Source organism: Azospirillum sp. TSH100, assembly GCF_004923295.1.
In the GTDB taxonomy this organism is placed as follows: domain Bacteria; phylum Pseudomonadota; class Alphaproteobacteria; order Azospirillales; family Azospirillaceae; genus Azospirillum.
This window is the reverse complement of the sequence record NZ_CP039634.1, coordinates 2,233,750-2,255,952: the sequence shown is the minus strand read 5'-3', so window position 1 is coordinate 2,255,952 and position 22,203 is coordinate 2,233,750. Positions and strand designations below refer to the sequence as shown.

Below are 22,203 nucleotides of genomic sequence, written 5' to 3'. Positions count from 1 at the left end.
TGGCGGAAGTGAAAGGGGTGTGGTCCCGCATCACTGATCCCTACGCCGGCATGAACCGGATCAGGTTCCAGGGGTCGTCCCGCAACAGGACCTCTCAGCCGCCCATCGGCTCCCCCCAGTGAAGGCGGCGACTATAGGCGCGGACCATCCGTGACCGCAAGCATTGCCGGAAGCCGCTTCCGGCAGGTGGAAGCTGGCGGCTTGACCGGACCGCCGCAGGGCCTAGTTTCTGACCGGCATCATGGAGTGCACACCCTGACCACGCCCCTTCGCACACCGCTGTTCATCGGCGGCGAGATCTACCGCGGTTCCACCTATGGGCCGAAGCATCCGTTGGCGATCCCGCGCGTCTCGACCGCCATCGATCTCAGCCGTGCCATGGGCTGGCTGCCGGACGAGGTCTATCTCGACACCCATGTGGCGAGCGAACGCGAGTTGGCCCGCTTCCATACCTCCGATTACATAGCGGCACTGAAACGCGCGGAGGCGGAGCAGCGGGTGGATGAGGCCACCGCCGCCCGCCACAATCTGGGCAAGCTGGAAAACCCGGTCTTCGCCGAGATGTACCGGCGGCCCGCCCACAGCAGCGGATCGGCGTTGCAGGCCGCCCGCATCCTGGGTGACCGGCCGGCCGGGCTGGTCTATGCCCCGGCGGCCGGCACCCATCATGCCCGGCGCGACCGCGCCAGCGGCTTCTGCTATTTCAACGCACCGGTGCTGGGGATTCTGGAACTGCTGGACCATGGGCTGGAGCGGGTGCTGTACGTCGATCTCGACGCACACCACGGCGACGGTGTGGAGGAGGCCTTTGCCGACGACGACCGGGTGCTGACGATCTCGATCCACGAGGATGGCCGCTGGCCCTACACCGGCAAGGCGGAGGATCGCGCCGGCGGGATGGCCCGCAACCTGCCGGTGCCGCCGGGCTTCAACGACAGCGAGATGGAGCATGTGATGGAGGCGGCTGTCCTGCCGCTGGCCCGAACCTTCCGTGCGCAGGCGATGGTGATCCAGACCGGCGCCGACGCGCTGGCCGAGGACCCGCTGAGCCGTCTGGAACTGTCCAACCGCGCGCTGTGGGATGCGGTGGCCGCCCTGCTTCCGCTGGCGCCGCGGGTGCTGGTGGTCGGTGGCGGCGGTTATAATCCCTGGTCGGTCGGGCGCTGCTGGGCCGGGATCTGGGCGGTGATGAACGGCATCGATCCCGCCGTGCGTCCCACCGCGGAAGCCGAGGCGGTCCTGCGTGCCCTGACCTGGAATCGCGCCGCCGGACGCAACCCGCCGGAACACTGGTTCACCACGCTTGGTGACGAACGGCGGCCTGGGCTGGTGCGGGATGCGGTGAAGAGGGTGGCGGCGTTGGCCGTGTCTTGACCATGGTGTCCCGAGCCGTGGCAGATCGACTCATTCCGATGAATTTCGAAAGGTCCTGTGACGATTCGTTGACGGGGTCGGATTGTTCGGTGATTCTCTTTCCACTGCGCCGGTGCAGCTTCCGCGTCTGACGGCGTGGGCTTGGGTAGGAGAACGGGCGGGCGGATGTCGAACACGACCCTGTTCCTGATCGCCATCGTCATCATCATGCTGGCCGGTGTACCGGTCGCCATGATGCTGAAGGATTTCCTGCCGAACATCATGGAAAAGAGCGGTGGTCTGGAGCAGATCGAAAACCGCGTCTACGTGCTGCATGCCGAGGCGCAGGAGCTTCAGAACCGCGTCAATCATCTGGTTCAGCGCCGCAACAGCCAGTTTTCCGACCGTAACCGGCTGGAGAGCGACATCCGCAAGGCCGAAAAGCTGATCCGCGATCTTGCCGACCAGCCGCCGATGTTCGTTCACGAGGTCGGTGATCCGCAGGCCGGACTGATGAAGTTCGTCGCCACCGTAACCCAGGAGAAGGCGTCTGCCGCCGCGCGCGCCGCCGGCGAACGGGCGCAGGTGAATCCCATCTGGCGCTGCACCAATGTGGCCGAGGTCTGGGCGTCCAGCTTCGATGAGGCCAAGCAGATGTGCGATGTGGCCTTCCCGTTCAAACTCGGCTTCCAGAAGTCGTTCATGCGCGGCGATGCGAAGGCTGGCGGCAAGGGCGGGGGCGGCAAGGGTGTGCCCACACCTCCCGCCACGGCACGGGCGAAGGCGGGTGCCGCCACATGATGATCAACTTCATCATCGTCCTGGCGATCATCGCGATCGGTGCCTGGCTCGGCAACATTCTGATGACCGTGGAGCAGCGGGTATCGCAGGCACGCCAGCGCGTCCGTGGGGTTCGCAACAACCTCGACAAGCTGGATGCCACCATCCACCGCCTGCATCGCGAGGAGGAAAGCCTCCATGCCGAGATCGAGGAACTGACCAAGGAGATGGTCGAACTGCGCAAGAAGCAGATGGAGGTGCAGCAGCGCCTGACCGAAGCGCAGTCGAAACGACGTCCGCAGATCCTGATCCTGACCGACCGGCGCAATCCTGGCGACAAGGAATGGCTTGTCACAGTGGTGAATCAGCAGATCGGCGAGATCGATGCCGCCCATCCGCTTGCCGTCGAATGGGCACGCGGACGCGACTATCTGGTCTGGGCGGAATCAGACCGAGAGGCCGCCGAACGGGCCACCCGACGGTTCAGCGCCCGGCCCGGCTATCAGGTGCGGTCGGTGGCGCCGGTGAAGGAAGACCTCTACACCGCGAACGCGGCGCGCAGCGCCGCTTAAGCCTATGTGCGGGGATCGGATAGGCGCTTCAAATCGATTCCGATCTTGCGTGATCCAATCCAGGCATGAAAAACCCTTCTCCCACCGGGGAAGAAGGGTTTTTTAGAACGTCCCTGAAAACTGGCCGCGACGACGTCAGCGCGCCTTGGCGGCGGTCTGGGTCTGGCGGAAGGCGTCGTGCAGATAGGGCGACAGCGCCTGGCGCATGTTGCGCAGCCACTCGTGGATGATGATCAGCGAGCGCGAGGCGACCGGCGGGGTCATGCCCAGCTTCACCAGATCCTCGCGCGTCATCGTCGCAACCTGATCCAGCCGGTGACCGGTCAGGCGTGCCCAGGCCGGGGCGGTGCAGGGCGACATGGAGATGACCTGCAGGCCCTCGCGCTCCACCATCTCTGCCTTGCGGCGGGCGTACTGGCTGTCTTCCAACTGCGAGAACGGGCCGGAGAAGCCGTTTTCCACCAGCACGCGCTTGGCCTTCGGGGCGATGGTCGCCACGCGTTCCAGCGTCGTCATGCCGGTGGACAGCGACGCGAGGTCGACCGTGACCGGAACCATGAAGGTCAGACGTTCGCCGTCGCCAACGTAATAGTCGAAGCCCGACACCTCGGCCCAGTTGAAGAACCACTGCGAAATATTCCCGCCGAAATCATACAGGCGGCCGCCGCGCTGCAGTTCCGGCCCGATCAGGTCCCAGAACTCGTAGAAGCCGTCGCCCGAGCCCATCATGTTCATGAAGTCCTGGGTGATGCGGCGGTGTTCGACCACATCCGGGCCGAACAGGCGGGCCAGACGCTCGTTCACCTCGTACTCGACGACCTTCAGTTGCAGGCCTTCCAGCATGGCGGTCGCCATCAGGTGATGGGACAGCAGCGTCTTGCCGACGCCGCCGCGGTCATTGAGGACGAAGATCGTGCCCAGCATGCGATCGCCTTTCCAGTATGCGTTTGTTGAATCGTCTTGGGTCATCGTGGGAGGCATCGGCTGGGATACAGGAGAGCCGGTGCCCCGCGCAACCGCCGTGGACGTCTGGTGGGAAGCCGGCGGCACGGCCGGCTCGGTCATTGCGGGTTGGGGAGACGTTTGCTGCGCCTCGGGGGCCTCCCCGGCACCACTCTCTGCCGATCCGTCTTCGGCGGCCATGGTTGCCGGGGCAAGCAGGTCCGGGACAAGCAGGTCAAGGGCAGGGACGACCGTTTCGCTGCCGCCGCCAGATGCCGAGGCTTCCATCGTCGGTTCGTCGGCGATGGCGGCCGGCACGGCATCCGCAGCGGCTTCGTCGACAGCGTCGTCACCGGCATCCCCGGCGGCTTCCGCCGGCGGTTCCGTATCGCCGACCGTGGCCACGACCGCCGCAACGGCGCCGGAGTCGGGTGACTCATCCTCATCCGCCTCATCCTTCTGGCCGGCGGACAGCGCGGCTTGATGGACAGCGGCCAGCGTTTCAGCGGGAAGGGCGGCGGCAGCGGAATGGTCGCCGGCGGCTTCGCCACGGCCCTCGTTCCCGACGAGGAAGAAAGCGGACCGCAAAGTGACGGGGGAAATCGGCTGATTGTCGCGGGCGGTCACGCCCAGCTTGGCCAGCAGGTCTGAGATTTCGGCCCAGGACAGGCCACGTTCGCGCATCAGCCCGATATCGGCATAGCTTTCGCGCACCGCCTGCATGGCGCTGCGGTTGCCAGCCGGGCGATCGGCAAGGAGCCGTTCAAGTTCCGAGCGGTCGATCGACACCGTATGGGATTCCGGCAAGATGAAACGGCGGCGGGGAAGCGCCCGGATGTTTGGATTGCAAGGAATCCATTCCCCTGTGGCCGAAAAAATAGTACAAGCGGCCATCACGCGCAAACGGTTTCCAAACGACATCAACGGCGCTAAACATCGTTGCCCGATTGGGGATCATCTCGTAACGCCGGGCGACTTCGCCGACGTTCCGCCAGACGACGCCATGATGGCAGATGGCATCATGATGATGGCTTTTGGAACCGCCCATCGGTCGCGCGGGTTGCCATGGTTACCATACGGGAAAAGGGCGCCGCCGTTTCCGACAGGTCGGGCGTCTTCATCAGGCTGGGCTTGGAACCGGGGTAAGGCCAGGATGCCTCACGATTTTGGTTCGTCACGGGACCGGCGACCCGCACCCTTGGCAGGGGCGGGCATCGGCTTTCACGAGTTGCGGCAGGCGTGCGAGATATCGGCCCTGCGGGAAGATTTGGAACGGCTTGCGCATGAAGCCGGCGCACTGCGCGACAGTGTCGAGCAGGCGGTGGAAACCGTGCGTGACCGTTTCGCCGCGCTGACCGCGGAGGAAATGGCCGACCCGATGGTGCTGGCGCCGCTGCTTCAACTGGCGGTCACCACTCTGCTGGATATTCGTGAGCAGGCCCGCCAGTTGAACACCCAGACAGGCCCGCTGTCGGATGATGAGCGTCCGTCCTGGCTGGGGGCCGCCGACTCGCGGCGTCTGCGCCAGCCTGCCGCGCCAGCCTGGGAATCGCCGGATTTGGAATCGCTGGACTGGGACGGGGAGCCCGACAGCGGAGACGATGGCGACGCGCCGGATTCCGGCAACGAGGCGGTTCGGCTCAATTCTCGACCACCGCGCGCAGCCGAAAGGCCGGCTCCTCCTCCACAGCCGGTGCTGGCGGTGCCGGCTCCGCCCATGCCGTCACCGCTGCCCCTTTCCCCGTCCACGGCGCCAACAAGTCCATTCCAATCCACCTCACCATCGGTACCTGGACGTGCGGTGGACGGACAGGCGTCCTGGCTTGCCAGCGAACCGGTACCGGCACCGCCGCCGTCCCGTGCCGCGACAGTGCGGGCCAATGGCACCGGCGGTCAGCGTCCCACAGGCGGGATCAACTGGCTGGGACCGGCTGGCCGCTGACTTCGGTAAACAAAAGTGATCGGCAGCCGGGCGCACCGCGACTCGGGTACGAACTCCTGTGTTCGTCCGGACGAAAAGGTCAGAATCTGAACGATTGAGCTTGCAAATTCGGAGCAGTTCTAATACAAACGGCATATCAGCAAATATATTTTTACCAAAATTCGCCGTTTCCTGCACAACAGTCTGAACGCCCGAGGTCGGTCACATGCTCCGGATCGACAGCATCGCCAAACCGCATATGCCCCACCGCAGCCGCACACCCGGGCAGCCGTTGCGCGTGATCCTGGTGGAGCATGATCCCGGCATCGCCGACGCATTGTCGGTGCTGATCGCGGACCTTGGGCACAGCATCTGCGGAATTGCGCAGACGGAAAGCGAGGCGGTCGACCTTGCCCTGCGCGAACGTCCGGATCTGGCGCTGACCGACGTGCGGTTGGGCGGCGGGGACGGCATAGCGGTTGCGCGGCGTTTGAACCTGCACCATGGCCTGCGCTCCATCTTCCTGTCCGGAAACAGCGATCACGGCACCATGGCCCGCATCACCGAGACCTATCCGCTCGGCGTGGTGCACAAGCCGTTCTCCCATTCCCAGTTGAAGATCGCCCTGGATCTGGCGGCGCGCCGCCTGCGCTGACCGGCATCGGGAGGAGTGGGGTTCCGGCCCTACGCCAAAGGATTTGGTTTTCCCAAGCCTGTTCCTCTGCTATATTTGTTCATGGAGTGTTCTGGTGCGGAACGGCAGGGCGAGTGCGCCGGTCCGGACATCGCCGGAGCATGTCCGACGGCGGTTGACCAGCGTCGGTCCCTCGTGCTTCGTTGCGCGTGACCGGGGGGATGGTCGCCATTGAACAGCCGGCCCTGCGAATGGGAACCCTCGGCATCTGGGTGCCTCTGCCGGGCATCCTGATGGGTCGGCATGGATGCTGGGACACTCGCGCTTAGGAGCAACGAGCGATGAATGTTTGGACGTTTACGGGACGCCTGGGCGCGGACGGCGAATTGCGCACGACCCAGAGCGGCGAAAAGGTGCTTGGCTTCCGCGTTGCCAACGATGTCGGCTTTGGCGATCGCAAGACGACCCAGTGGGTCGATTGTTCGATCTGGGGCCGCCGCGCCGAGTCGCTCGCGCCGCACCTGACCAAGGGCAAGAGCGTCGTCGTTTCGGGCGAAGTGACCCTGCGCGAGTATGAAAAGCGCGATGGTACCCGTGGTGCGGGCCTGTCGGTCCGCGTGGCCGAGATCGACTTTACCGGCGGCGCCCGTGAAGAGGGCGGCGGCGGAAGCTACGGCGGCGGTGGCGGCTACGAATCACGTGGCGGCGGAAGCAGCGGCGGCTATGGTGGCGGCAGCGGTGGTGGGAACTACGGCGGCGGCTCGTCGGGCGGCAACCGTGGTGGTGGTGGCGCTCCGCCGCGTCATGAGGATCTCGACGACGAGATCCCCTTCTGAGGCAAGCCACAACAGTGAGTTCCATCGGCCGGATGCCCGTCATCCGGCCGATTTTTTTGATTTTGCTGTCAGCCGGCCAGCATCGCCCGCATGCGCGGAGCCATATGGTCGAGGAAGGCGCGGACCCGGCGCGGCGCCCGATCGCGTCCGGTGTAGACGGCGTGCATTTCCTCGGTATCGACCAAGGTGTCCTCCAGCACCGCCACCAGGCGCCCCGCGCGCAAGTCGTCGCGGACATGATATTCCGCAAGCCGCGCCAGCCCCAGGCCCAGCAGCGCCAAATGGCGTACCGTCTCGCCATTGTTCGCAAGGACACGGGTCGGCACCTCACGATCCACCAGCCGTCCGCCGGACTTCAACGGCCAGACTGCGGCTGCGCGGCGGAAGTTGAAGCCAAGACAATCATGCGCTTCCAGATCCGCGGCGGTGATCGGCACGCCCTTTCGGTCCAGATAAGCGGGAGAGGCGACGATCACGCGCCGAACGACGCCCAGCCTCTGCGCCAGCAGGGCAGAATCGCTCAACGGCCCGGCGCGGAACGCGACGTCGACACGCGCAGCGTAGAGATCCACCACCTCGTCGGTCATCGTCACGTCCATCGTGATGCCGGGATGGTCGCGCAGGAAATCGGGCAACAAAGGCAACAGGCAATGCTGGCCGAACGGTACAGAGGCATTGGCCCGGATCAGGCCGGTCGGCGCACGGGCCCCGCCGGCGATCTCCGCATCCAATGCGTCCATCTCGCCCAACAGGCTTGCGGCCCGTTCCCGGTAAAGCTCCCCCTCCGCAGTCAGGCGCAACTTCCGGGTGGACCGTTCGACCAGCCGCACACCAAGCCGCTCCTCCAGCCGCCCGACCAGCTTCGCGGTGGATGACGGCGTCATGCCGACATCGCGCCCTGCCGCACTGAAGCTGCCCTGGGCGGCAACCCGGAGGAAAACCCGCATTTCCCAGGCGCGTGCATCGCTCATACCGGCATCTCCGTCTCAGCCTTGTCTTTCAATGACAAAATCATCGGAACAGCGCGGGCATTCCCGTTTCTGACCTTATGGCGCACATCGTCTCTCCAGCACAGCCATTCCAGATATGGAGAGTTTCGAGATGCCTCTCGCACTGCTGGCGCTGGCAATCAGCGCCTATGCGATCGGGACGACGGAGTTCGTGATCGTCGGCCTGCTTCCCACCGTAGCGAGCGATCTGAACGTCAGCCTGCCGCTGGCCGGCATGGTGGTCAGCGTCTATGCACTGGGTGTCACCTTTGGGGCACCGATCCTGACCGCGCTGACCGGCCGGCTTCCACGCAAGCCGCTGCTGCTGGGCTTGATGGGCGTGTTCGTCATCGGCAACCTGCTGGCCGGCGTCAGCCCCAATTACGAGACGCTGCTGGTCGCACGGGTGCTGAGCGCCTTCGCCCATGGCGTCTTCTTCTCGGTCGGCTCGACCATCGCCGCCGATCTGGTGCCGGAGGACAAGCGCGCCTCGGCCATCGCCATGATGTTCTCCGGCCTGACCATCGCCATCGTCACCGGCGTACCGCTGGGCACCTGGATCGGCCAGACCTTCGGCTGGCGCGCCACCTTTCTGGCGGTGTCGGCGCTGGGCGTGGTCGGCGGGCTGGGCGTTGCCGCACTGGTGCCGCCGCGGCTCAGCCAGCCGCCGGCCGCCGGACTGGGGGCGCAGGTCGGCGTATTGACCAAGCCGCGGCTTCTGCTGGCGTTCGCCATCACGGCGCTGGGATATGGAGGCACGTTCGTCGCCTTCACCTTCCTGGCGCCGATCCTTGAGACGATCACCGGATTCTCGAACTCGACCGTCAGCCTCGTTCTGGTGCTGTACGGAGCCGCCATCGCCGTCGGCAACATCATCGGCGGCCGTCTCGCCAACCGACGTCCGGTGCGGGCGCTGGCATGGCTGTTCGCCTTGCAGGCCCTGGTTCTGATCGTCTTCACCTTCACCGCCGACGCCAAGGTTCCGGCACTGGTCACGCTGGCCGGCATGGGGGCGCTGGCCTTCGCCAATGTCCCGGGGCTCCAGCTCTATGTCGTCCAACTGGCGCAGCGCCATGCGCCGGGGGCGGTGGATGTGGCGTCGGCGTTGAACATTGCCGCCTTCAACCTGGGCATTGCGGCGGGCGCCTTCTTTGGCGGACAGGTGGTGTCCTCCCCGCTCGGCCTTGGCGCCACACCGTGGGTCGGTGGTCTCTTCGTGCTGGGCGGTCTGGTTCTGACGCTGGCGAGTGGCGCCCTCGACCGGCGGGAGATGGCCGTACCGGCAGCCTGCTAGACCAGCCCGTTAGACCGGATCAGCCTCCAGCGTCAACGTATCGAGCAGGAAGCTGCCGTCCTCGGTGATATCGAAATGGGCGCGGACCTCTGCCGCCACGCTGCGCTGGAGCGACCGGATGGCCTGGGCATGCAGTTCCGGCGTACGGGTGCGGGCGGTCCAGACCGGGAATTCCATGCGCAGGCGACGCGGCGTCAGCGACCGGACGGCAAAGCCCGCCCGCGCCAGCGCCGCCATCCACTCGGCCGCCGTATAGTTGCGGACGTGCGACGGATCGCGCAGCACTTCGACCACCTGCAGGTGGGTGTCCAGGACGGCGGCGGCTGGTGCGATGCAGTCGACGAAGACCGCCATGCCATTCGGCCCCAGAACCCGACGGGCCTCCCGCAAACCAGCCTCGAAGTCCCGCCAGTGATGGGCGGTGAAGCGGCAGAGCACCACGTCGAAATGGCCATCCTCGAAGGGCAGCCGTTCAGCCGGAGCCTGCCGCGTGATGATGTTGGTCAGGCCGCGTTCCGCAGCGGTGCGGCCGACCACCTCCAGCATCTCCGGCGTCAGGTCGACGGCAATCACCTCCGCCACATGGGGAGCGGCGCGGTAGCTGACATGGCCGCCGCCGCAGCCCAGGTCCAGCACCCGGCCATTGGAACGGCCATGCAGAACCTGTTCGATCTGGTCCAGGTCGGCCCCCCCGGAATGGACGGCGCTGGACACATAGGCGTCGGCGCGCGGTCCGTAATTCTCGGCGACGACGCCGTGGTGGTTCTGGCTCATGGATGGCAGTCCTTGTTGGGTGGCTGATGGCATGAGCGTCGCGCCATTCCTAACCGGGTACAAGGAGGGTGGTTATCCTGGTATAAACACTGCCACCATGACTTCTGCCGCCACCGCTTCACCGACCACCGCGACCGATCCATCCGCCGAACGGCGGCGCCTTTTGGGTTCCTTCCTGCGTCGCCATCGCGAGCGCCTGACTCCGGCGGATGCCGGTTTGCAGGGTGGCTCCACCCGTCGCCGTACCCCCGGCCTGCGACGGGAGGAACTGGCCCAACTCTGCGGCATCAGCCCGACCTGGTACAGCTGGCTGGAACAGGGGCGCGACGTATCGGTCTCTCCTGCCGCACTGGCGCGGCTGGCCGTGGCGCTGCACCTGACCGGAGCGGAGCGGGCCTATCTGTTCGAGATGACGCGCAAGCGCGACCCGGACGCACCGTCGGGCGGTTCCGCCGATCAGCCGCCTGCGTCACTGCTCACGGCGTTGGGAGCGATGACGGTGCCGGCATATCTTCTCGACCGGCTATGGACAGCAGTCGGCTGGAACCCGGCGGCGGAGCGGCTGTTCGGCGGCTGGCTCGGGAGCGGCGGTGGGGAACGCAACCTGCTGCGCTATGTCTTTCTCGACCCAGCTGCCCGACACTTTATCCAGGATTGGGAGAATCGGGCCCGCCGTCTGCTGGCGGAGTTCCGCGCCGAAACCGCCCGCCATCCTGAAGATTCGGCGGCACAGGCTTTGGTCGCCGGGCTGCGGCGGGAGAGCCCACTCTTCACCCGGATGTGGGACGATCATGGCGTATTGGAGCGGGAAGGGGGGCTGCGCCACTTCGAGCATCCGCTGGATGGTTCACTGACGCTGGAACAGTTGACCCTGCGTCCCAATAGCCGATCAGCTTACGCGCTGGTCATGCTGCTCGATCCGGAGGGCGCCGGACAGCACGAATGACTGATTTTTCGCTTGGGGAAAGTTGGCTGGGGCGCCAGGATTCGAACCTGGGAATGGCGGTACCAAAAACCGCTGCCTTACCGCTTGGCGACGCCCCAACCGGCGCGGCGATCGTTCGTATCGCCGGAAGGAGCGGCACCATAATCGGAAGCCCGGCCGAAGGCAACAGGCTGTTTTCAGAAAATTTTCATGGATTGGCAGGCATCGGGAAAGCCGCTCAGCGACCCTCCCGGCGCCATGCCATCAGAAGACCGCCCAGCACCAGGGCCAGAACCGCGCCGACAGGAAGAAGCGGAACGTCGGTCACTCCGGTCACAGTGTAGTCGCCATTGGCGCGCAGGCCGATCCAGCCGGCGCCGGTCTGGCTGCGGTCGGGCTGGGTGCGCCGGACATCGATCCCCGGATTGGGGCCATTGTCGGTGTCGGTCACCCAATGGATACCGCCGCCGGTCGCTTCCGCCACCGGCTTCATGCGGTCACCGGTGGACCGCACATCCGCCAGCTCGGGCGTGTTCACGGCACCAACCACCGCCAGTGTCGTCCTGTCCCCGTCGGAGATGCGGTAGATACCGGGGGCCCCGGCGGTAACTGTGGCAATGGCACGGCCGGTGCGGTCGTCGGTCAGTTGCAGCGTGCTGGTCTGGTCGGACGGGTCAGTGATGGTGACGGAGCGCGGATCCGGCGTCAGGGACCGGCGTTCGACCGTGATGCGGCTGCCGTCCACATGGGCGCGCAGATCGTTCTCCTCCAACTCCGGCTCCTTCATCAGCCAGTGGGCGAGGCGGCGCAGAAGCTCCGCCTGCGGGCCACCGCCTTCGAAGCCGCGACTCCACAGCCAGATCTGGTCGGAGGCAAGTTGCGCCACCCGGCCCTTGCCGACACGGTCCAGCACCAGAAGAGGCCGGTTCTCGGCACCCTGCATCACGACCGTGCCGCTGTTCGGCGCCACGTCGACCTGATGGAACCAGCGGCCCCAGGTCGGCGGTGCGTCCAACCGGTCGCCGGGCAGGCCGGCGGTCACAGGATGGCGGCGACCAACATCGGTGACGGTCGGCAGGAAGGGGCGGTCGACCGTCTGGCCGCTGGGGGCCGCCGGCAGGATCGAACCCAGCGGTGTGCGGTAGAGCGACAGCGGACCGGCATAGCCCTGGCCGGAGGTCTCCAGCAGGGCGCCGCCCTTGCGGACATAGTCGGCGATGTTCTCCAGATACATCTGCGGCAGCACGCCACGGCGGCGGTAGCGGTCGAAGATGATCAGGTCGAACTCGTCCAGCTTGACCTCGAACAGTTCGCGGATCGGGAAGGCGATCAGCGACAACTCGCGGATCGGCGTACCGTCCTGCTTTTCCGGCGGGCGAAGGATGGTGAAATGGACCAGATCCACCGCCGGGTCGGCCTTCAACAGGTTGCGCCATGTGCGCTCGCCGGCATGGGGTTCGCCGGAAACCAGCAGCACGCGCAGACGGTCGCGCACGCCGTTCACCACCACCGCCGCGCGGTTGTTGGCCAGCGTCAGCTCCTGCTTCGCGGCCTCGACCTCCAATTCCAGCACATTCTGGCCGCCGTGGGTGATCGGTAGATCGACACGCACATCGCGGCCGACCGGCACGCGGAGGGTGCTGGGGGTGCCACCATCCTGGCGCAAGGTCACCGCAGCGTCGGCGGACTGCCGGCCGGGCATGTCATCGACACGGATGGTCAGTTCCACCGGCTTGCCGACGAGGCCGTAATTGGGCGCCTGCACGATGGCGATGCGGCGGTCTCCCTCATCGCGGTCGCCGGTCAGCAGGGTGTGGATCGGGCCGATGTCGGCCAGCTTGCCCGGCACTTGCGGAACGTCATGCACCTGACCGTCGGTGATGAACACGGCGCCGGCCATACGGCGGCGCGGCACGTCGGCCATGGCGCGGCTCAGCGCGTCGAACAGGTGGGTTTCGTTGATGGTGCCGCCACTCTCGCCGCCTTCGGCGCTGCGGACCACCCGCACCTCCAGATCGTCGAAGCGCTTCAGGCGCTCGGCCAGCTGTTGCGCTGCCCGTTCGGTGCGGGCGCGGCGGTCGCCGATGGACTGGCTCGGCGAATCGTCGATCACCACGATGGCGACGTCCTTGATCGGGGCGCGCTTTTCCTGGACCAACGACGGGTTGATCAGCGCCAGCGCCAACACCGCCACCGCCAGCAGGCGCAGCAAGGTACCGCGCGCCCGGCGCAGTGCGGCGATCAGCACCACCAGCAAGGCGAAGCCGACCAGCGCGCCCAGCAGCGGCCAGGGCAGCAGGGGCGCCAGCGCCACGGACAGTCCGGAAAGCAGATCGACGGGCATTACTGGCCAAGCCTTTCGAGGATGGCGGGCACATGGACCTGATCGGCCTTGTAGTTGCCTGTCAGGGCATACATCACGAGGTTGACACCGAAGCGATAGGCGATCTCGCGCTGGCGCTCGCCGCCGGGAATCACCGCGAACAGCGGCTGCCCATTGCGGCCGACCGCCCAGGCCGACGCCCAGTCATTGCCACCGATGACGACAGATGACACGCCGTCATTCGCCGGCCCCTCCCGCGCTTCAATCCACAGCTGCCCGCCGGCGTAGCGGCCCGGGAAGTCGGTCAGCAGGTAGAAGGACTTGCGCAGCACATGGTCCTGCGGCACCGGGGCCAACGGTGGAATGTCCAGCCCCTGTACCAGCCGTTGCAGCACGGCCGGACCACCACCCGGCGCCTGATCGCGGGTGTCGAACAGAATGGTACCGCCATTGCGCATATACTCGTTGACCCGCTGGCGCGCCTGATCGGACAGCGTCTTCTGGCGGTCGGACACCGGCCAGTAGAGCAGGGGATAGAAGGCCAGCTCGTCCTGCTCGGGGTCGACACCCACCGCGCCGGCGGCCTCAACCGCCGTGCGCAGGCCGAGCACGCTGACCAGCCCCTCCAGCCCGGCACGGGCGGTGTCGTCGACGCTGCTGTCCCCGGTCTGGACATAGGCGAGGTAGGTTTCTGCCGTCACCTTGACCGCCTTGTCCTGATCGAGCGCGCGGACAGGTTGTGGCGCGGAGGACAGAGCCAGTGCCAGCACCAAGCCGGCCGCGGCGCCCCCGGCACCACGCCGCAGGCTGGGCGGGCGCAGCAAGCCGCGCAGGGCAAGCGCGATCAGCAGGTCGATGGACAGCAGAGCCAAGGCCGCCGCCAGCAGCGACGGCTTCAGCGGAACCTCGCCGCGGCCGCCATAACCGTCGCGCCCCACACCGGCAGGCATCGCCGGCAGCGGATCGATGGTGGTGACGGCGGCCGACAGGTTCAGCGCGCGCCGGGCGTCGTCGGTGCCATAGAAGCCCGGCGGGTGACGCGGCCCAATCACGTCGGCGGCGGCATTGCCGGGAATCGGGAAGGCCGTCGGCGGCGGCGGAACCAGCCGCCCGGTGCCGTCCAGAACCTCGACCGGGTCCAGCGAAGCTGTCGCCGCCGTTCCCGTCACGCCGCCGCTGAGCGCCACCAACCGGCGCAGCATGTCGACGAACAGGCCGGACAGAGGCAGGTTCGACCAGTCCGGGCTGGCCGTGGTGTGGACCAGCACGATCCAGCCGTCGCCACGCTTCTGCGAGGTGACCAGCGGCGTGCCATCGGCCAGCCTCGCCCAGGTGCGGTCGGCCAGATCCAGGGCCGGTTCGGCAAGCACCTGCCGATTCACCTGCACGTCGGGCGGGATGGCCAGCCCTTCAAAGGGCGATTTCGGCGGGAAGGGTTGGAGCCGCGCCGGCTCCGACCAGGACAGGGCGCCGCCCAGCGCGCGGTCGCCGATCCGCAGCCGCACCGGAACCAACGTGTCGGCATGCTGGGCGAGGCGTGGACCGGCGAAACGGACCAGCACGCCGCCCTTCTTCACCCAATCCTCGATGTCCTGCACCTCGGTGCCGGTCAGGGCGCCGATGTCGGACAAGATCATCACGGCAAGATCGCGCTTCAGCAGATCCAGGGTTTCGCCGCGCCGCACCTCGTTGTAGGGCGACAGCGCGCGTTCAAGGTAATAGAGGTCCGACAGCAGGGGCTGGCTTTCTCCCTCCGACCGGCCGGAGGCGAGGCCGACCGGTCGGCGCCGCCAGCGTTCATCCAGCAGCACGGTGGCCCCGGCGGTGGTGTCTCCCTCCACCCGCAGGCTGGCGGCGTCGTTGCGCAGTTCGGTCGGCACGTCCAGCCGCACCTCGCGGACCTTCTGGCCGGGCTCGAAGGTAACGGTCTGGCGGGTCAGCAGCCGGCCATCGGCAGCGGCGAGGCGAACCGTCACTGGTTCCGGTTTGGACGGATCGGCGCGAACGACGCGGGCGGTCAGAGCGGTGCCCTCGCTGGACGGCGGCAGCAGCAGGTGCGGGGGATGCTCGGCGGAATCGTCCAGCACGTCGGCAGAGCCAAGCCGTTGAAGGCCTGCGGCGAGGGCGGCGGCCTGTCTGTCGCCGATGCCATCGCTGAGCCACACGGCATGGATCGAACCGCGGCCGCTGGTCTGGATTGCTACCGCTTTCAGGGCTTCCTGCACCGCGGCACGGTCGGTCGGCCAGGGCAGGGGAACGATTGCCTGAGCCAGACGGCGGGCTTCGGGGGCCGGCAGGACAGCGCTGGCGTGGATCGGCTGGCCGTCCGCAGGCGCGGCGGTGGGCAGCAGGATCACTGGGCGCTGCAGGCGGTCGGCCTGGGCGATCAGTTCGTCCATCGTGCGCTTGCGGGTCGGCCAGTCGCGCCCGGCGGCCCAGCCATTGTCGATCACCAGCAACAGCGGCCCGCCGCCGGGCAGTGCGGCGCGCGGATTCAGCAGGGGGCCGGCCAGCGCCAGGATGATCAACGCCGCCACGATCAGCCGCAGAAGCAGCAGCCACCAGGGGGTTCGGGCTGGTGTCTCCTCCCGCGCGATCAGGTCGCGCAGCAGGCGGATGGCCGGGAACTGGATCGTACGCGGCGCCGGCGGCGTGACGCGCAGCAGCCACCACAGGACCGGCAGGGCTGCCAGTGCGGTCAAGACCCAGGGGGCGGCGAAGGCGATCGGTCCTAGACCCAGCATTGGCACGTCTTCACGAGGGAGAAGAAATTGGGTGTGCCCGTCACACCGCCTCCATCGCCATCGCACCCCACAGGGTGAGCAGCGCGGATTGCGGGGAGCGGTCGGTGCGGTGGACGGCGAAGCTCCAGCCGGCGGTGCGGGCCAGCGCCGCCAGCCCATCCTGCTGCCCCTTCAGACGCTCGCGGTAGGCTTCACGGACGGCCTCCACGCGCGGGACCAACAGATTCTGCTCGCCCTCCATGCCGTGGAAATCGACGCGGCCGTCATAGGGCAGCGTCTCCTCCGCCGGATCGAGGATCTGGACCAGATGGCCGCGCAGGCCGCGGCCGGTAAGGCCGGCGACGGTGGCGTGAATCTCCGACAGGGGAGACAGCAGGTCGCCGAAAAGGACAGTCTGGGCATGGCGGGGCAGGGGCTCCACCCGCGGCAGCGGATCGGGTGCGGCTGCGGCGCGGGGATCGGTCATCAGCCGGGCGATGCGGTCGATGGCTGTCTTGCCATGGTCAGGCCTGACGCCGCTGTTCAGCAGCGCCACCCGCTCGCCACCACGGGCCAGCAGGACGGCGGTGGCGAGCGTCAGCAGATCCGCCCGCTCCCGCTTGGTCGGCAGGCCGGCGGCGGAGCGGAAATCCATGGAAGCGGAGCGGTCGCGCCACAGCCAGACGCTCTGCGCCGCCTCCCATTCATTCTCGCGTACATAGACCGGCTGGGTCTTGGCCGACTGGCGCCAGTCGATCATCGATGGCGCATCGCCCGGCTGGTAGCGGCGGAATTGCCAGAAGGTCTCGCCCAGACCGACGCGGCGGCGGCCATGAACGCCCTGGGCGACGGTGGCGGCCACCCGCTCCGCCGCGACGAGCAGCGGCGGCAGGGCGGAAGCCAGCTCCTCCGCGCGATGCCGCGCCAGCAGGGTGTTCGACAGCTGACCCGACGGCTGGCTCTTCTGCGGGGAGGTCGTGCTTCGCGGCATTGCGGCTCCGCTGCGGGGGGTCACATCAGGGGCGCGCAGAGGCGGTCGATGACGTCGTCCAGCGTCACCCCGTCGGCCCGCGCGGCGAAGTTCAGCGCCATGCGGTGCTTCAGGATCGGCTTGGCGAGCGCCACCACGTCGTCCAGCGACGGCGACAGCCGGCCATCCAGCACGGCACGGGCACGGGCGGCCAGCATCAGGGCCTGGCTGGCGCGCGGGCCGGGGCCCCAGGCGACATGCTGGCGCACCTCCATCAGTTCCGACATCTCGGGCCGGCCACGACGGACGAGGTCGAGGATGCCATCCACCACCCCCTCGCCGACCGGCACACGGCGGACGAGGCGCTGGGCGACCTGAAGATCGGCGGCCGACAGCACCGTCACCGCGCGTTCGTCCGTCGATCCTGTGGTGGCGATCATCATCCGCCGTTCGGCCTCGCGGTCAGGATAGTCGACGTCGATCTGCATCAGGAAGCGGTCGAGCTGGGCTTCCGGCAACGGATAGGTGCCTTCCTGCTCCAGCGGGTTCTGCGTGGCCAGAACGTGGAAGGGCTGGGGCAGGGGATGGTACTGGCCGGCGACCGACACCCGGTGTTCCTGCATCGCCTGGAGCAGGGCCGATTGGGTCCGCGGGCTGGCGCGGTTGATCTCGTCGGCCATCAGCAGCTGGCTGAACACCGGGCCGGGCAGGAAGCGGAAGGACCGGCGGCCATTGTCGCCCTCCTCCAGCACTTCGGAGCCCAGGATGTCGGCGGGCATCAGGTCGGGCGTGCACTGGATTCGCTTTTCGGCGAGCCCCAGAACGGTGCCCAGCGTCTCCACCAGCCGCGTCTTGGCAAGGCCGGGAACACCGATCAGCAGGACATGGCCGCCCGCCAGAAGGGTGACCAGCGTGCGGTCGATCACCTCCTGCTGGCCGAAGATGACGCGGCCGATGCGGTCGCGGACCGAAGCAAGGCGGTCGCCCAGCGCCTCGATCTCCTCCATCAGCCGTTGCGGGTCCTCCGGCACGGGAGGCTGCCCCCTCAGGATGTCCTGTGCGCTCAAGGTGTGCTGCTCCCCGATGGTGGGCCGATCAGTGTCCTGGTCGCAGGAGTCCGCGACGCGAAACACGGGATCCGCATGGTTGGCCCTGTTCCGGCACCTTGTCGACACCCATTTTCCAAATCCCGCCGCCGGACGGGTGGAGGCGCAAGGACCATTGGGGTGGACCTAACGGCCGAGTGTGGCGAAAATGCGCATGTCCGGGGACAAAACGGCTCCCAATCCAATGAAGGTCGGTAACGCGATGGCGAATGACAAGCGCCCAGATGGGCAAACCGCTTCGGAGACGCCGTCGGACCTGCCGTCAGCGCTGGGACGGATGCCGACGCTGGAGCAGTACGACATCCGCATTGCGCGCGACGGCACCTGGTTCCACAATGGCGATCCCATCCGACGGATCGAACTGGCGAAGCTGTTCTCCACCGTCCTGAAGCGCGACGACGACGGCGATTACTGGCTGATCACGCCGGTCGAGCGCGGCCGGATCGTGGTGGAGGACGCCCCCTTCGTTGCGGTGGAGATGACGGTGGCGGGCTGCGGGGCCGATCAGGTCCTTTCCTTCCGCACCAACCTCGATCACTGGGTGGAGGCCGGTCCCGAACATCCGATCCGCGTCGCCGTGAACCCTGAAACCGGGGAGCCGGCACCCTACATCGAAATCAGAAGCCGGCTGGAGGCGCGTATCCTGCGGTCCGTGTTCTACGACATGGTGGAGCGCAGCGAGACGCGCCGCACCGAAGCCGGCGAGTCCGAGGTGGGTCTATGGAGCAACAAGGTCTTCTTCGCGCTGGGCAGGCTGCCTGGCGACTGAGTCTTGAGGAGGTCCGCCGGCGCTTTCCGGCGATGAGCACCGATGCGGCGGTGGAGAGCGCCGTCCGGTCCAACCGTGTGCCGCCCAAGCTGGTCCCCAAGGTCCGGGGCGACCACGACCTGAATCCGGAAATGGGTCCGCCGTCCACCCTGCGCGAGGCGGCGGTGCTGGTCCCGCTGGTCGACCGGCCGGAGGAACTGACCGTCATCTTCACCCAGCGCACCGCGACGCTGAGTTCCCATGCCGGCCAGATCAGCTTTCCCGGCGGCGGCAGGGAGCCGGAGGACGGCAGCCCGGAGGAAACCGCGCTGCGCGAAACCGCGGAGGAGATCGGGCTGGAGCGCGGCCGGATCGAGATCGTCGGCCGGCTGGACACCTATGTCACGCGTACCGGCTTCCGGGTGACGCCGGTGGTGGGGGTGGTGACTCCGCCCTTCATCCTGACACCCGATCCGACCGAGGTGGCGGAGGTGTTCGAGGTGCCGTTGTCCTTCATCCTCGACCCGTCGAACCCGCAGCGCCACAGCCGTGAATTCCTGGGCAAGCCGCGCTGGTTCTACGCCTTCCCCTATCCGCAGCGCTACATCTGGGGTGCGACCGCCGGCATGCTGGTGAATCTGCGTGACGTGCTGGGGGCCGCTGCCGGAGAGACGGGGGACGGGACGGGCTGACTGCAGTGGCGAGCACGGTAGGAATCGGATAGCGTCGCGCACCATGACCGTTGCCGCACGCCTGTCGCCCCAACCCTGGATGACCGCTCCCGAAAGCCGCGCGGTGTTCGACGCCCTGGCATCGGGCGGCGCCGATGCGCGATTCGTCGGCGGCTGCGTGCGCGATGCATGGCTCGGCCGGCCGGTGAAGGATATCGACATCGCCACCCACGCTCCGCCGGAGCGGGTGATGGAATTGCTTGAAGCGGCCGGGATCCGCGTCATCCCGACCGGCATCGCCCATGGCACCGTCACCGCGCTGTGCGGCGGCAAGCCCTATGAGATCACCACGCTGCGACGCGACGTGGAAAATTTCGGCCGCCATGCCCGTGTCGAGTTCACCGACGACTGGATCGAGGACGCCGCACGCCGCGACCTGACCATGAACGCCTTGAGCTGCGCGCCGGACGGCGCGATGTTCGACCCGTTCGGCGGTCTCGCCGACTTGGCCGCTGGCCGTGTCCGGTTCGTCGGCGAGGCCCGGCGGCGGATTGAGGAGGACGTGCTGCGCCTGCTGCGCTTCTTCCGCTTCCATGCCCATTACGGCCGGGGTGAGCCGGATACCGAGGCGTTGGCGGCCTGCCGGGAACTGGCGCCGCGCCTGCCGACCCTGTCGGGCGAGCGGGTACGGGGCGAGCTGTTCCGTCTGCTGACCGCCCCCGGCGCCGCTGCGGTCTGGCGGCTGATGATGGGGCAGGGGATCATGGCCCATCTGCTGCCGGAGGCGATGGACACCGACCGGCTGGAGCGGCTTATCGGAGTCGAACGCGATCTGGGCGTAGCGCCCGACCCCACACGCCGTCTGGCCGCCGTGCTGGACAGCGACCGGCCGGGCGCATTGCGGACCGCCGATGCTCTACGCCTGTCAAACCATGAGCGTGACCGGCTGCTGGCCCTGATCGAGCCGCCAGTGGCCCTGTCGCTCTCCGACGACCGCAAGACCCTGCGTCAGGCACTCTATCGGCTGAACGACGCCGACCTGTTCGGCGACCTGCTGCTGATCACCACCACCATCCACGACGGACCACTGGACCTGACGACCATGCGCCGGGCACAGGCCGTGGCCGACGATCTGCCGGGGCTGAAGTTGCCAATCGCCGGCCGCGACCTGCTGGAACTCGGGGTTCCACGCGGCCCGGCGGTCGGCGAGGCTCTGAAACGGGTCGAGGCATGGTGGATCGCCGGAGATTTCCAGCCCGACCGCGACGCCTGTCTGGAGATGGCGCGCGGCCTTATCGGTCAGCCGTCCGGCCGCTCGGCATAGCGGCGGCAGTGCTCCAGATAGGCCGCCTCATGGCCAACGATCAGATCGACGATGCTGGACCATAGCCAGGACGGTGCATCCAGGCTCTTGGTCCGGTTGCGCGCAAGCTCACCCCGCCATGACCTGCGCGTCGCCTCGTCCATCTGGCGGGCGTGCGCCTTGCCGACCACGGCCGCCAGGAAGAAGGCGGCACGGGTCGCTTCCTCCCGTGTCAGGTGATCGAAATCGAGCTTGATGTCCTGCGGCAGCAGCTCGCGCAGGAAGACGGCACGGTCGAGCAGGCGGGCAGGGCGCATGCGATCGCCGAGATAGGGCGAAAGATTCTGGGCGCCGGTCACCACGCGCTCGGCATTGTCGCGCGGCATTCCGTTCTGTTTGGCGCGTGGAGCGGCGGCTTGCACCGCCTCCTTGATGTCTATCAGGCTCAGGCCGCCCTCGTCGTAATGGCCCTCGCCGACACCGAGCAGCACCGCGATCCGCAAGCGGCCGAGCGAGCTGCAACCCTTGACCCAATAGGCGGCGTCCAGAAGCTCGATCCGATCATTGTCGTCGCGGGAGTGCAGGGCGGTGACAAGACGGCGAACCTGATCCCTGGCGAACAGCTCTTCGACCGCCGCGCGCTCCTCATCGGTCAGCGGCCAGAAGCGTTTGCCGAGGGGAATGGTCGGCCGAATGTCCTTGATGCGGTCCTTGGCCAAATGCTTCCAGGTGCGCCCGACCGCCTGACGCATGCCGACGCGGACGACGGACGGCTTCTTCTTCACGGCATCGCCGCCAAGATCGCCGTCGAGCGTCATCATGTAGCCTTCGATCATCTGCTCCAGCATCAGCGTCGTGGTGACGCCGGGCAGGTCGGAGCCGCGCGCCGCGGTGGCGAGCGACAGGCCAAGACGGATCAGATCATGGGCGGGATTGCCGATCACCGTCTGATCGACGTCGCGGATCTGGATGTCGATGCGGCCCTTGGCGTTGGCGACCGGCCCCAGATTGCCGACATGACAGTCGCCGCAGATCCAGACCGGTGGACCGTCCGGCACCTTGCCGCCGGACTGCTCCAGCCATTCATAGAACTTCACCGTGCTGCCCCTAACATAGGCGTGGGCGGATTCGGCCATCTTGAGATTGCGACGCTGGGACAGGACCGCCTGACGCTGATCGGGCAGGGTGGGCTTGTTCTTCAACGGCATCATCCATCCGGGTCAGAGGGTGCGATGCCGGAAATGGGCAATGCATCGACCATCCGCCATGCCACAACCGGCCACCCCACAAGGACCCAGCCATGCATGCTTAAGGGATGCCGGCGAGAGCGGACAGAAAA

At 67.3% G+C, this 22,203-nt stretch carries 19 protein-coding genes, 1 tRNA gene and 1 riboswitch; of the genes, 11 read left to right on the top strand and 9 right to left on the bottom strand.

From position 1 onward, the window contains the following. Window positions 1–19: 19 nt before the first annotated feature. Window positions 20–126, bottom strand: a riboswitch (TPP riboswitch). A gap of 120 nt (window positions 127–246) precedes the next feature. The 3 genes from E6C72_RS10630 to E6C72_RS10620 all read left to right on the top strand — a co-directional run bounded on the left by E6C72_RS10630 (window position 247) and on the right by E6C72_RS10620 (window position 2,705). Beyond that, window positions 247–1,374, top strand: a complete 1,128-nt coding sequence (locus E6C72_RS10630) for an acetoin utilization protein AcuC (RefSeq protein WP_169055150.1) — start codon at window positions 247–249, stop codon at window positions 1,372–1,374. A 165-nt stretch (window positions 1,375–1,539) separates the two neighbouring features. Beyond that, window positions 1,540–2,154, top strand: a complete 615-nt coding sequence (locus E6C72_RS10625; protein WP_109443585.1) for a hypothetical protein — start codon at window positions 1,540–1,542, stop codon at window positions 2,152–2,154. Then, a complete protein-coding gene (locus E6C72_RS10620) occupies window positions 2,151–2,705 on the top strand; it encodes a hypothetical protein (protein WP_109443586.1) in 555 nt (184 codons plus the stop codon). The genes E6C72_RS10625 and E6C72_RS10620 overlap by 4 nt, the downstream gene beginning before the upstream one ends. A gap of 135 nt (window positions 2,706–2,840) precedes the next feature. On the opposite strand, the gene E6C72_RS10615 is transcribed toward E6C72_RS10620, so the two are convergent. Continuing rightward, window positions 2,841–4,541, bottom strand: coding sequence for a hypothetical protein (locus E6C72_RS10615; RefSeq protein ID WP_247876020.1), 1,701 nt, complete (start codon window positions 4,539–4,541; stop codon window positions 2,841–2,843). 304 nt (window positions 4,542–4,845) lie between these two features. Between E6C72_RS10615 and E6C72_RS10610 the strand changes: the two genes are divergently transcribed. From E6C72_RS10610 to E6C72_RS10600, 3 genes are all read left to right on the top strand, one after another. Continuing rightward, window positions 4,846–5,589 (top strand): hypothetical protein, encoded by a 744-nt coding sequence (locus E6C72_RS10610; protein WP_247882047.1) that lies wholly within the window; start codon window positions 4,846–4,848, stop codon window positions 5,587–5,589. Window positions 5,590–5,794: 205 nt separating this feature from the next. Continuing rightward, window positions 5,795–6,223: a response regulator gene (locus E6C72_RS10605; protein WP_109443589.1), complete on the top strand. Its 429-nt coding sequence runs from the start codon at window positions 5,795–5,797 to the stop codon at window positions 6,221–6,223. A 320-nt stretch (window positions 6,224–6,543) separates the two neighbouring features. Next, window positions 6,544–7,038 carry a single-stranded DNA-binding protein gene (locus E6C72_RS10600; protein WP_109443590.1) on the top strand — a complete coding sequence of 165 codons (495 nt, stop codon included), beginning with the start codon at window positions 6,544–6,546 and terminating at the stop codon, window positions 7,036–7,038. Window positions 7,039–7,106: 68 nt separating this feature from the next. On the opposite strand, the gene E6C72_RS10595 is transcribed toward E6C72_RS10600, so the two are convergent. Then, window positions 7,107–8,009, bottom strand: a complete 903-nt coding sequence (locus tag E6C72_RS10595) for a LysR substrate-binding domain-containing protein (RefSeq protein WP_109443591.1) — start codon at window positions 8,007–8,009, stop codon at window positions 7,107–7,109. A gap of 130 nt (window positions 8,010–8,139) precedes the next feature. Here E6C72_RS10595 and E6C72_RS10590 point away from each other — a divergent pair, with 130 nt between their 5' ends. Next, window positions 8,140–9,321, top strand: coding sequence for an MFS transporter (locus E6C72_RS10590; RefSeq protein ID WP_109443708.1), 1,182 nt, complete (start codon window positions 8,140–8,142; stop codon window positions 9,319–9,321). Window positions 9,322–9,330: 9 nt separating this feature from the next. Here E6C72_RS10590 and E6C72_RS10585 read toward each other — a convergent pair whose 3' ends face one another. Beyond that, complete coding sequence (locus E6C72_RS10585; protein ID WP_109443592.1) at window positions 9,331–10,095, bottom strand: class I SAM-dependent methyltransferase; 765 nt, start codon at window positions 10,093–10,095, stop codon at window positions 9,331–9,333. 97 nt (window positions 10,096–10,192) lie between these two features. On the opposite strand from E6C72_RS10585, the gene E6C72_RS10580 reads away from it, so the two are divergent. Continuing rightward, complete coding sequence (locus tag E6C72_RS10580; protein WP_109443593.1) at window positions 10,193–11,041, top strand: helix-turn-helix transcriptional regulator; 849 nt, start codon at window positions 10,193–10,195, stop codon at window positions 11,039–11,041. Between the two features lie 23 nt (window positions 11,042–11,064). On the opposite strand, the gene E6C72_RS10575 is transcribed toward E6C72_RS10580, so the two are convergent. From E6C72_RS10575 to E6C72_RS10555, 5 genes are all read right to left on the bottom strand, one after another. Next, a tRNA-Gln gene (locus E6C72_RS10575) sits at window positions 11,065–11,139 on the bottom strand. A gap of 119 nt (window positions 11,140–11,258) precedes the next feature. Further along, window positions 11,259–13,364, bottom strand: a complete 2,106-nt coding sequence (locus E6C72_RS10570) for a glutamine amidotransferase (protein ID WP_109443594.1) — start codon at window positions 13,362–13,364, stop codon at window positions 11,259–11,261. Beyond that, complete coding sequence (locus tag E6C72_RS10565; RefSeq protein ID WP_109443595.1) at window positions 13,364–16,087, bottom strand: DUF4159 domain-containing protein; 2,724 nt, start codon at window positions 16,085–16,087, stop codon at window positions 13,364–13,366. Before E6C72_RS10565 ends, E6C72_RS10570 begins: the two co-directional genes overlap by 1 nt. A gap of 40 nt (window positions 16,088–16,127) precedes the next feature. Next, window positions 16,128–17,057, bottom strand: a complete 930-nt coding sequence (locus tag E6C72_RS10560) for a DUF58 domain-containing protein (protein ID WP_109443596.1) — start codon at window positions 17,055–17,057, stop codon at window positions 16,128–16,130. Between the two features lie 20 nt (window positions 17,058–17,077). Beyond that, the gene (locus tag E6C72_RS10555; RefSeq protein ID WP_109443597.1) at window positions 17,078–18,043 is read right to left on the bottom strand and encodes a MoxR family ATPase; all 966 of its coding nucleotides are present in this window, start codon (window positions 18,041–18,043) and stop codon (window positions 17,078–17,080) included. 301 nt (window positions 18,044–18,344) lie between these two features. Between E6C72_RS10555 and E6C72_RS10550 the strand changes: the two genes are divergently transcribed. The 3 genes from E6C72_RS10550 to E6C72_RS10540 are packed head-to-tail and all read left to right on the top strand — an operon-like array spanning window position 18,345 to window position 20,885. After that, a complete protein-coding gene (locus E6C72_RS10550) occupies window positions 18,345–18,911 on the top strand; it encodes a DUF1285 domain-containing protein (RefSeq protein ID WP_109443709.1) in 567 nt (188 codons plus the stop codon). A 32-nt stretch (window positions 18,912–18,943) separates the two neighbouring features. After that, entirely contained in the window at window positions 18,944–19,582 is a 639-nt protein-coding gene (locus tag E6C72_RS10545; RefSeq protein ID WP_109443598.1) for a CoA pyrophosphatase, read from the top strand. A gap of 43 nt (window positions 19,583–19,625) precedes the next feature. Further along, a complete protein-coding gene (locus E6C72_RS10540) occupies window positions 19,626–20,885 on the top strand; it encodes a CCA tRNA nucleotidyltransferase (RefSeq protein ID WP_109443599.1) in 1,260 nt (419 codons plus the stop codon). On the opposite strand, the gene E6C72_RS10535 is transcribed toward E6C72_RS10540, so the two are convergent. Then, window positions 20,861–22,066, bottom strand: coding sequence for a DUF2252 family protein (locus E6C72_RS10535; RefSeq protein ID WP_247876006.1), 1,206 nt, complete (start codon window positions 22,064–22,066; stop codon window positions 20,861–20,863). The genes E6C72_RS10540 and E6C72_RS10535 overlap by 25 nt on opposite strands. Window positions 22,067–22,203 lie beyond the last annotated feature (137 nt).

Coding starts and splice junctions, on each gene's coding strand:
- E6C72_RS10565 (WP_109443595.1), bottom strand. CDS start 16,087: ATGCTGGGTCTAGGACCGATCGCCTTCGCCGCCCCCTGGGTCTTGACC.
- E6C72_RS10560 (WP_109443596.1), bottom strand. CDS start 17,057: ATGCCGCGAAGCACGACCTCCCCGCAGAAGAGCCAGCCGTCGGGTCAG.
- E6C72_RS10570 (WP_109443594.1), bottom strand. CDS start 13,364: ATGCCCGTCGATCTGCTTTCCGGACTGTCCGTGGCGCTGGCGCCCCTG.
- E6C72_RS10620 (WP_109443586.1), top strand. CDS start 2,151: ATGATGATCAACTTCATCATCGTCCTGGCGATCATCGCGATCGGTGCC.
- E6C72_RS10605 (WP_109443589.1), top strand. CDS start 5,795: ATGCTCCGGATCGACAGCATCGCCAAACCGCATATGCCCCACCGCAGC.
- E6C72_RS10540 (WP_109443599.1), top strand. CDS start 19,626: ATGACCGTTGCCGCACGCCTGTCGCCCCAACCCTGGATGACCGCTCCC.
- E6C72_RS10555 (WP_109443597.1), bottom strand. CDS start 18,043: ATGGAGGAGATCGAGGCGCTGGGCGACCGCCTTGCTTCGGTCCGCGAC.
- E6C72_RS10615 (WP_247876020.1), bottom strand. CDS start 4,541: ATGGCCGCTTGTACTATTTTTTCGGCCACAGGGGAATGGATTCCTTGC.
- E6C72_RS10595 (WP_109443591.1), bottom strand. CDS start 8,009: ATGAGCGATGCACGCGCCTGGGAAATGCGGGTTTTCCTCCGGGTTGCC.
- E6C72_RS10550 (WP_109443709.1), top strand. CDS start 18,345: ATGGCGAATGACAAGCGCCCAGATGGGCAAACCGCTTCGGAGACGCCG.
- E6C72_RS10585 (WP_109443592.1), bottom strand. CDS start 10,095: ATGAGCCAGAACCACCACGGCGTCGTCGCCGAGAATTACGGACCGCGC.
- E6C72_RS10625 (WP_109443585.1), top strand. CDS start 1,540: ATGTCGAACACGACCCTGTTCCTGATCGCCATCGTCATCATCATGCTG.
- E6C72_RS10600 (WP_109443590.1), top strand. CDS start 6,544: ATGAATGTTTGGACGTTTACGGGACGCCTGGGCGCGGACGGCGAATTG.
- E6C72_RS10590 (WP_109443708.1), top strand. CDS start 8,140: ATGCCTCTCGCACTGCTGGCGCTGGCAATCAGCGCCTATGCGATCGGG.
- E6C72_RS10580 (WP_109443593.1), top strand. CDS start 10,193: ATGACTTCTGCCGCCACCGCTTCACCGACCACCGCGACCGATCCATCC.
- E6C72_RS10545 (WP_109443598.1), top strand. CDS start 18,944: ATGAGCACCGATGCGGCGGTGGAGAGCGCCGTCCGGTCCAACCGTGTG.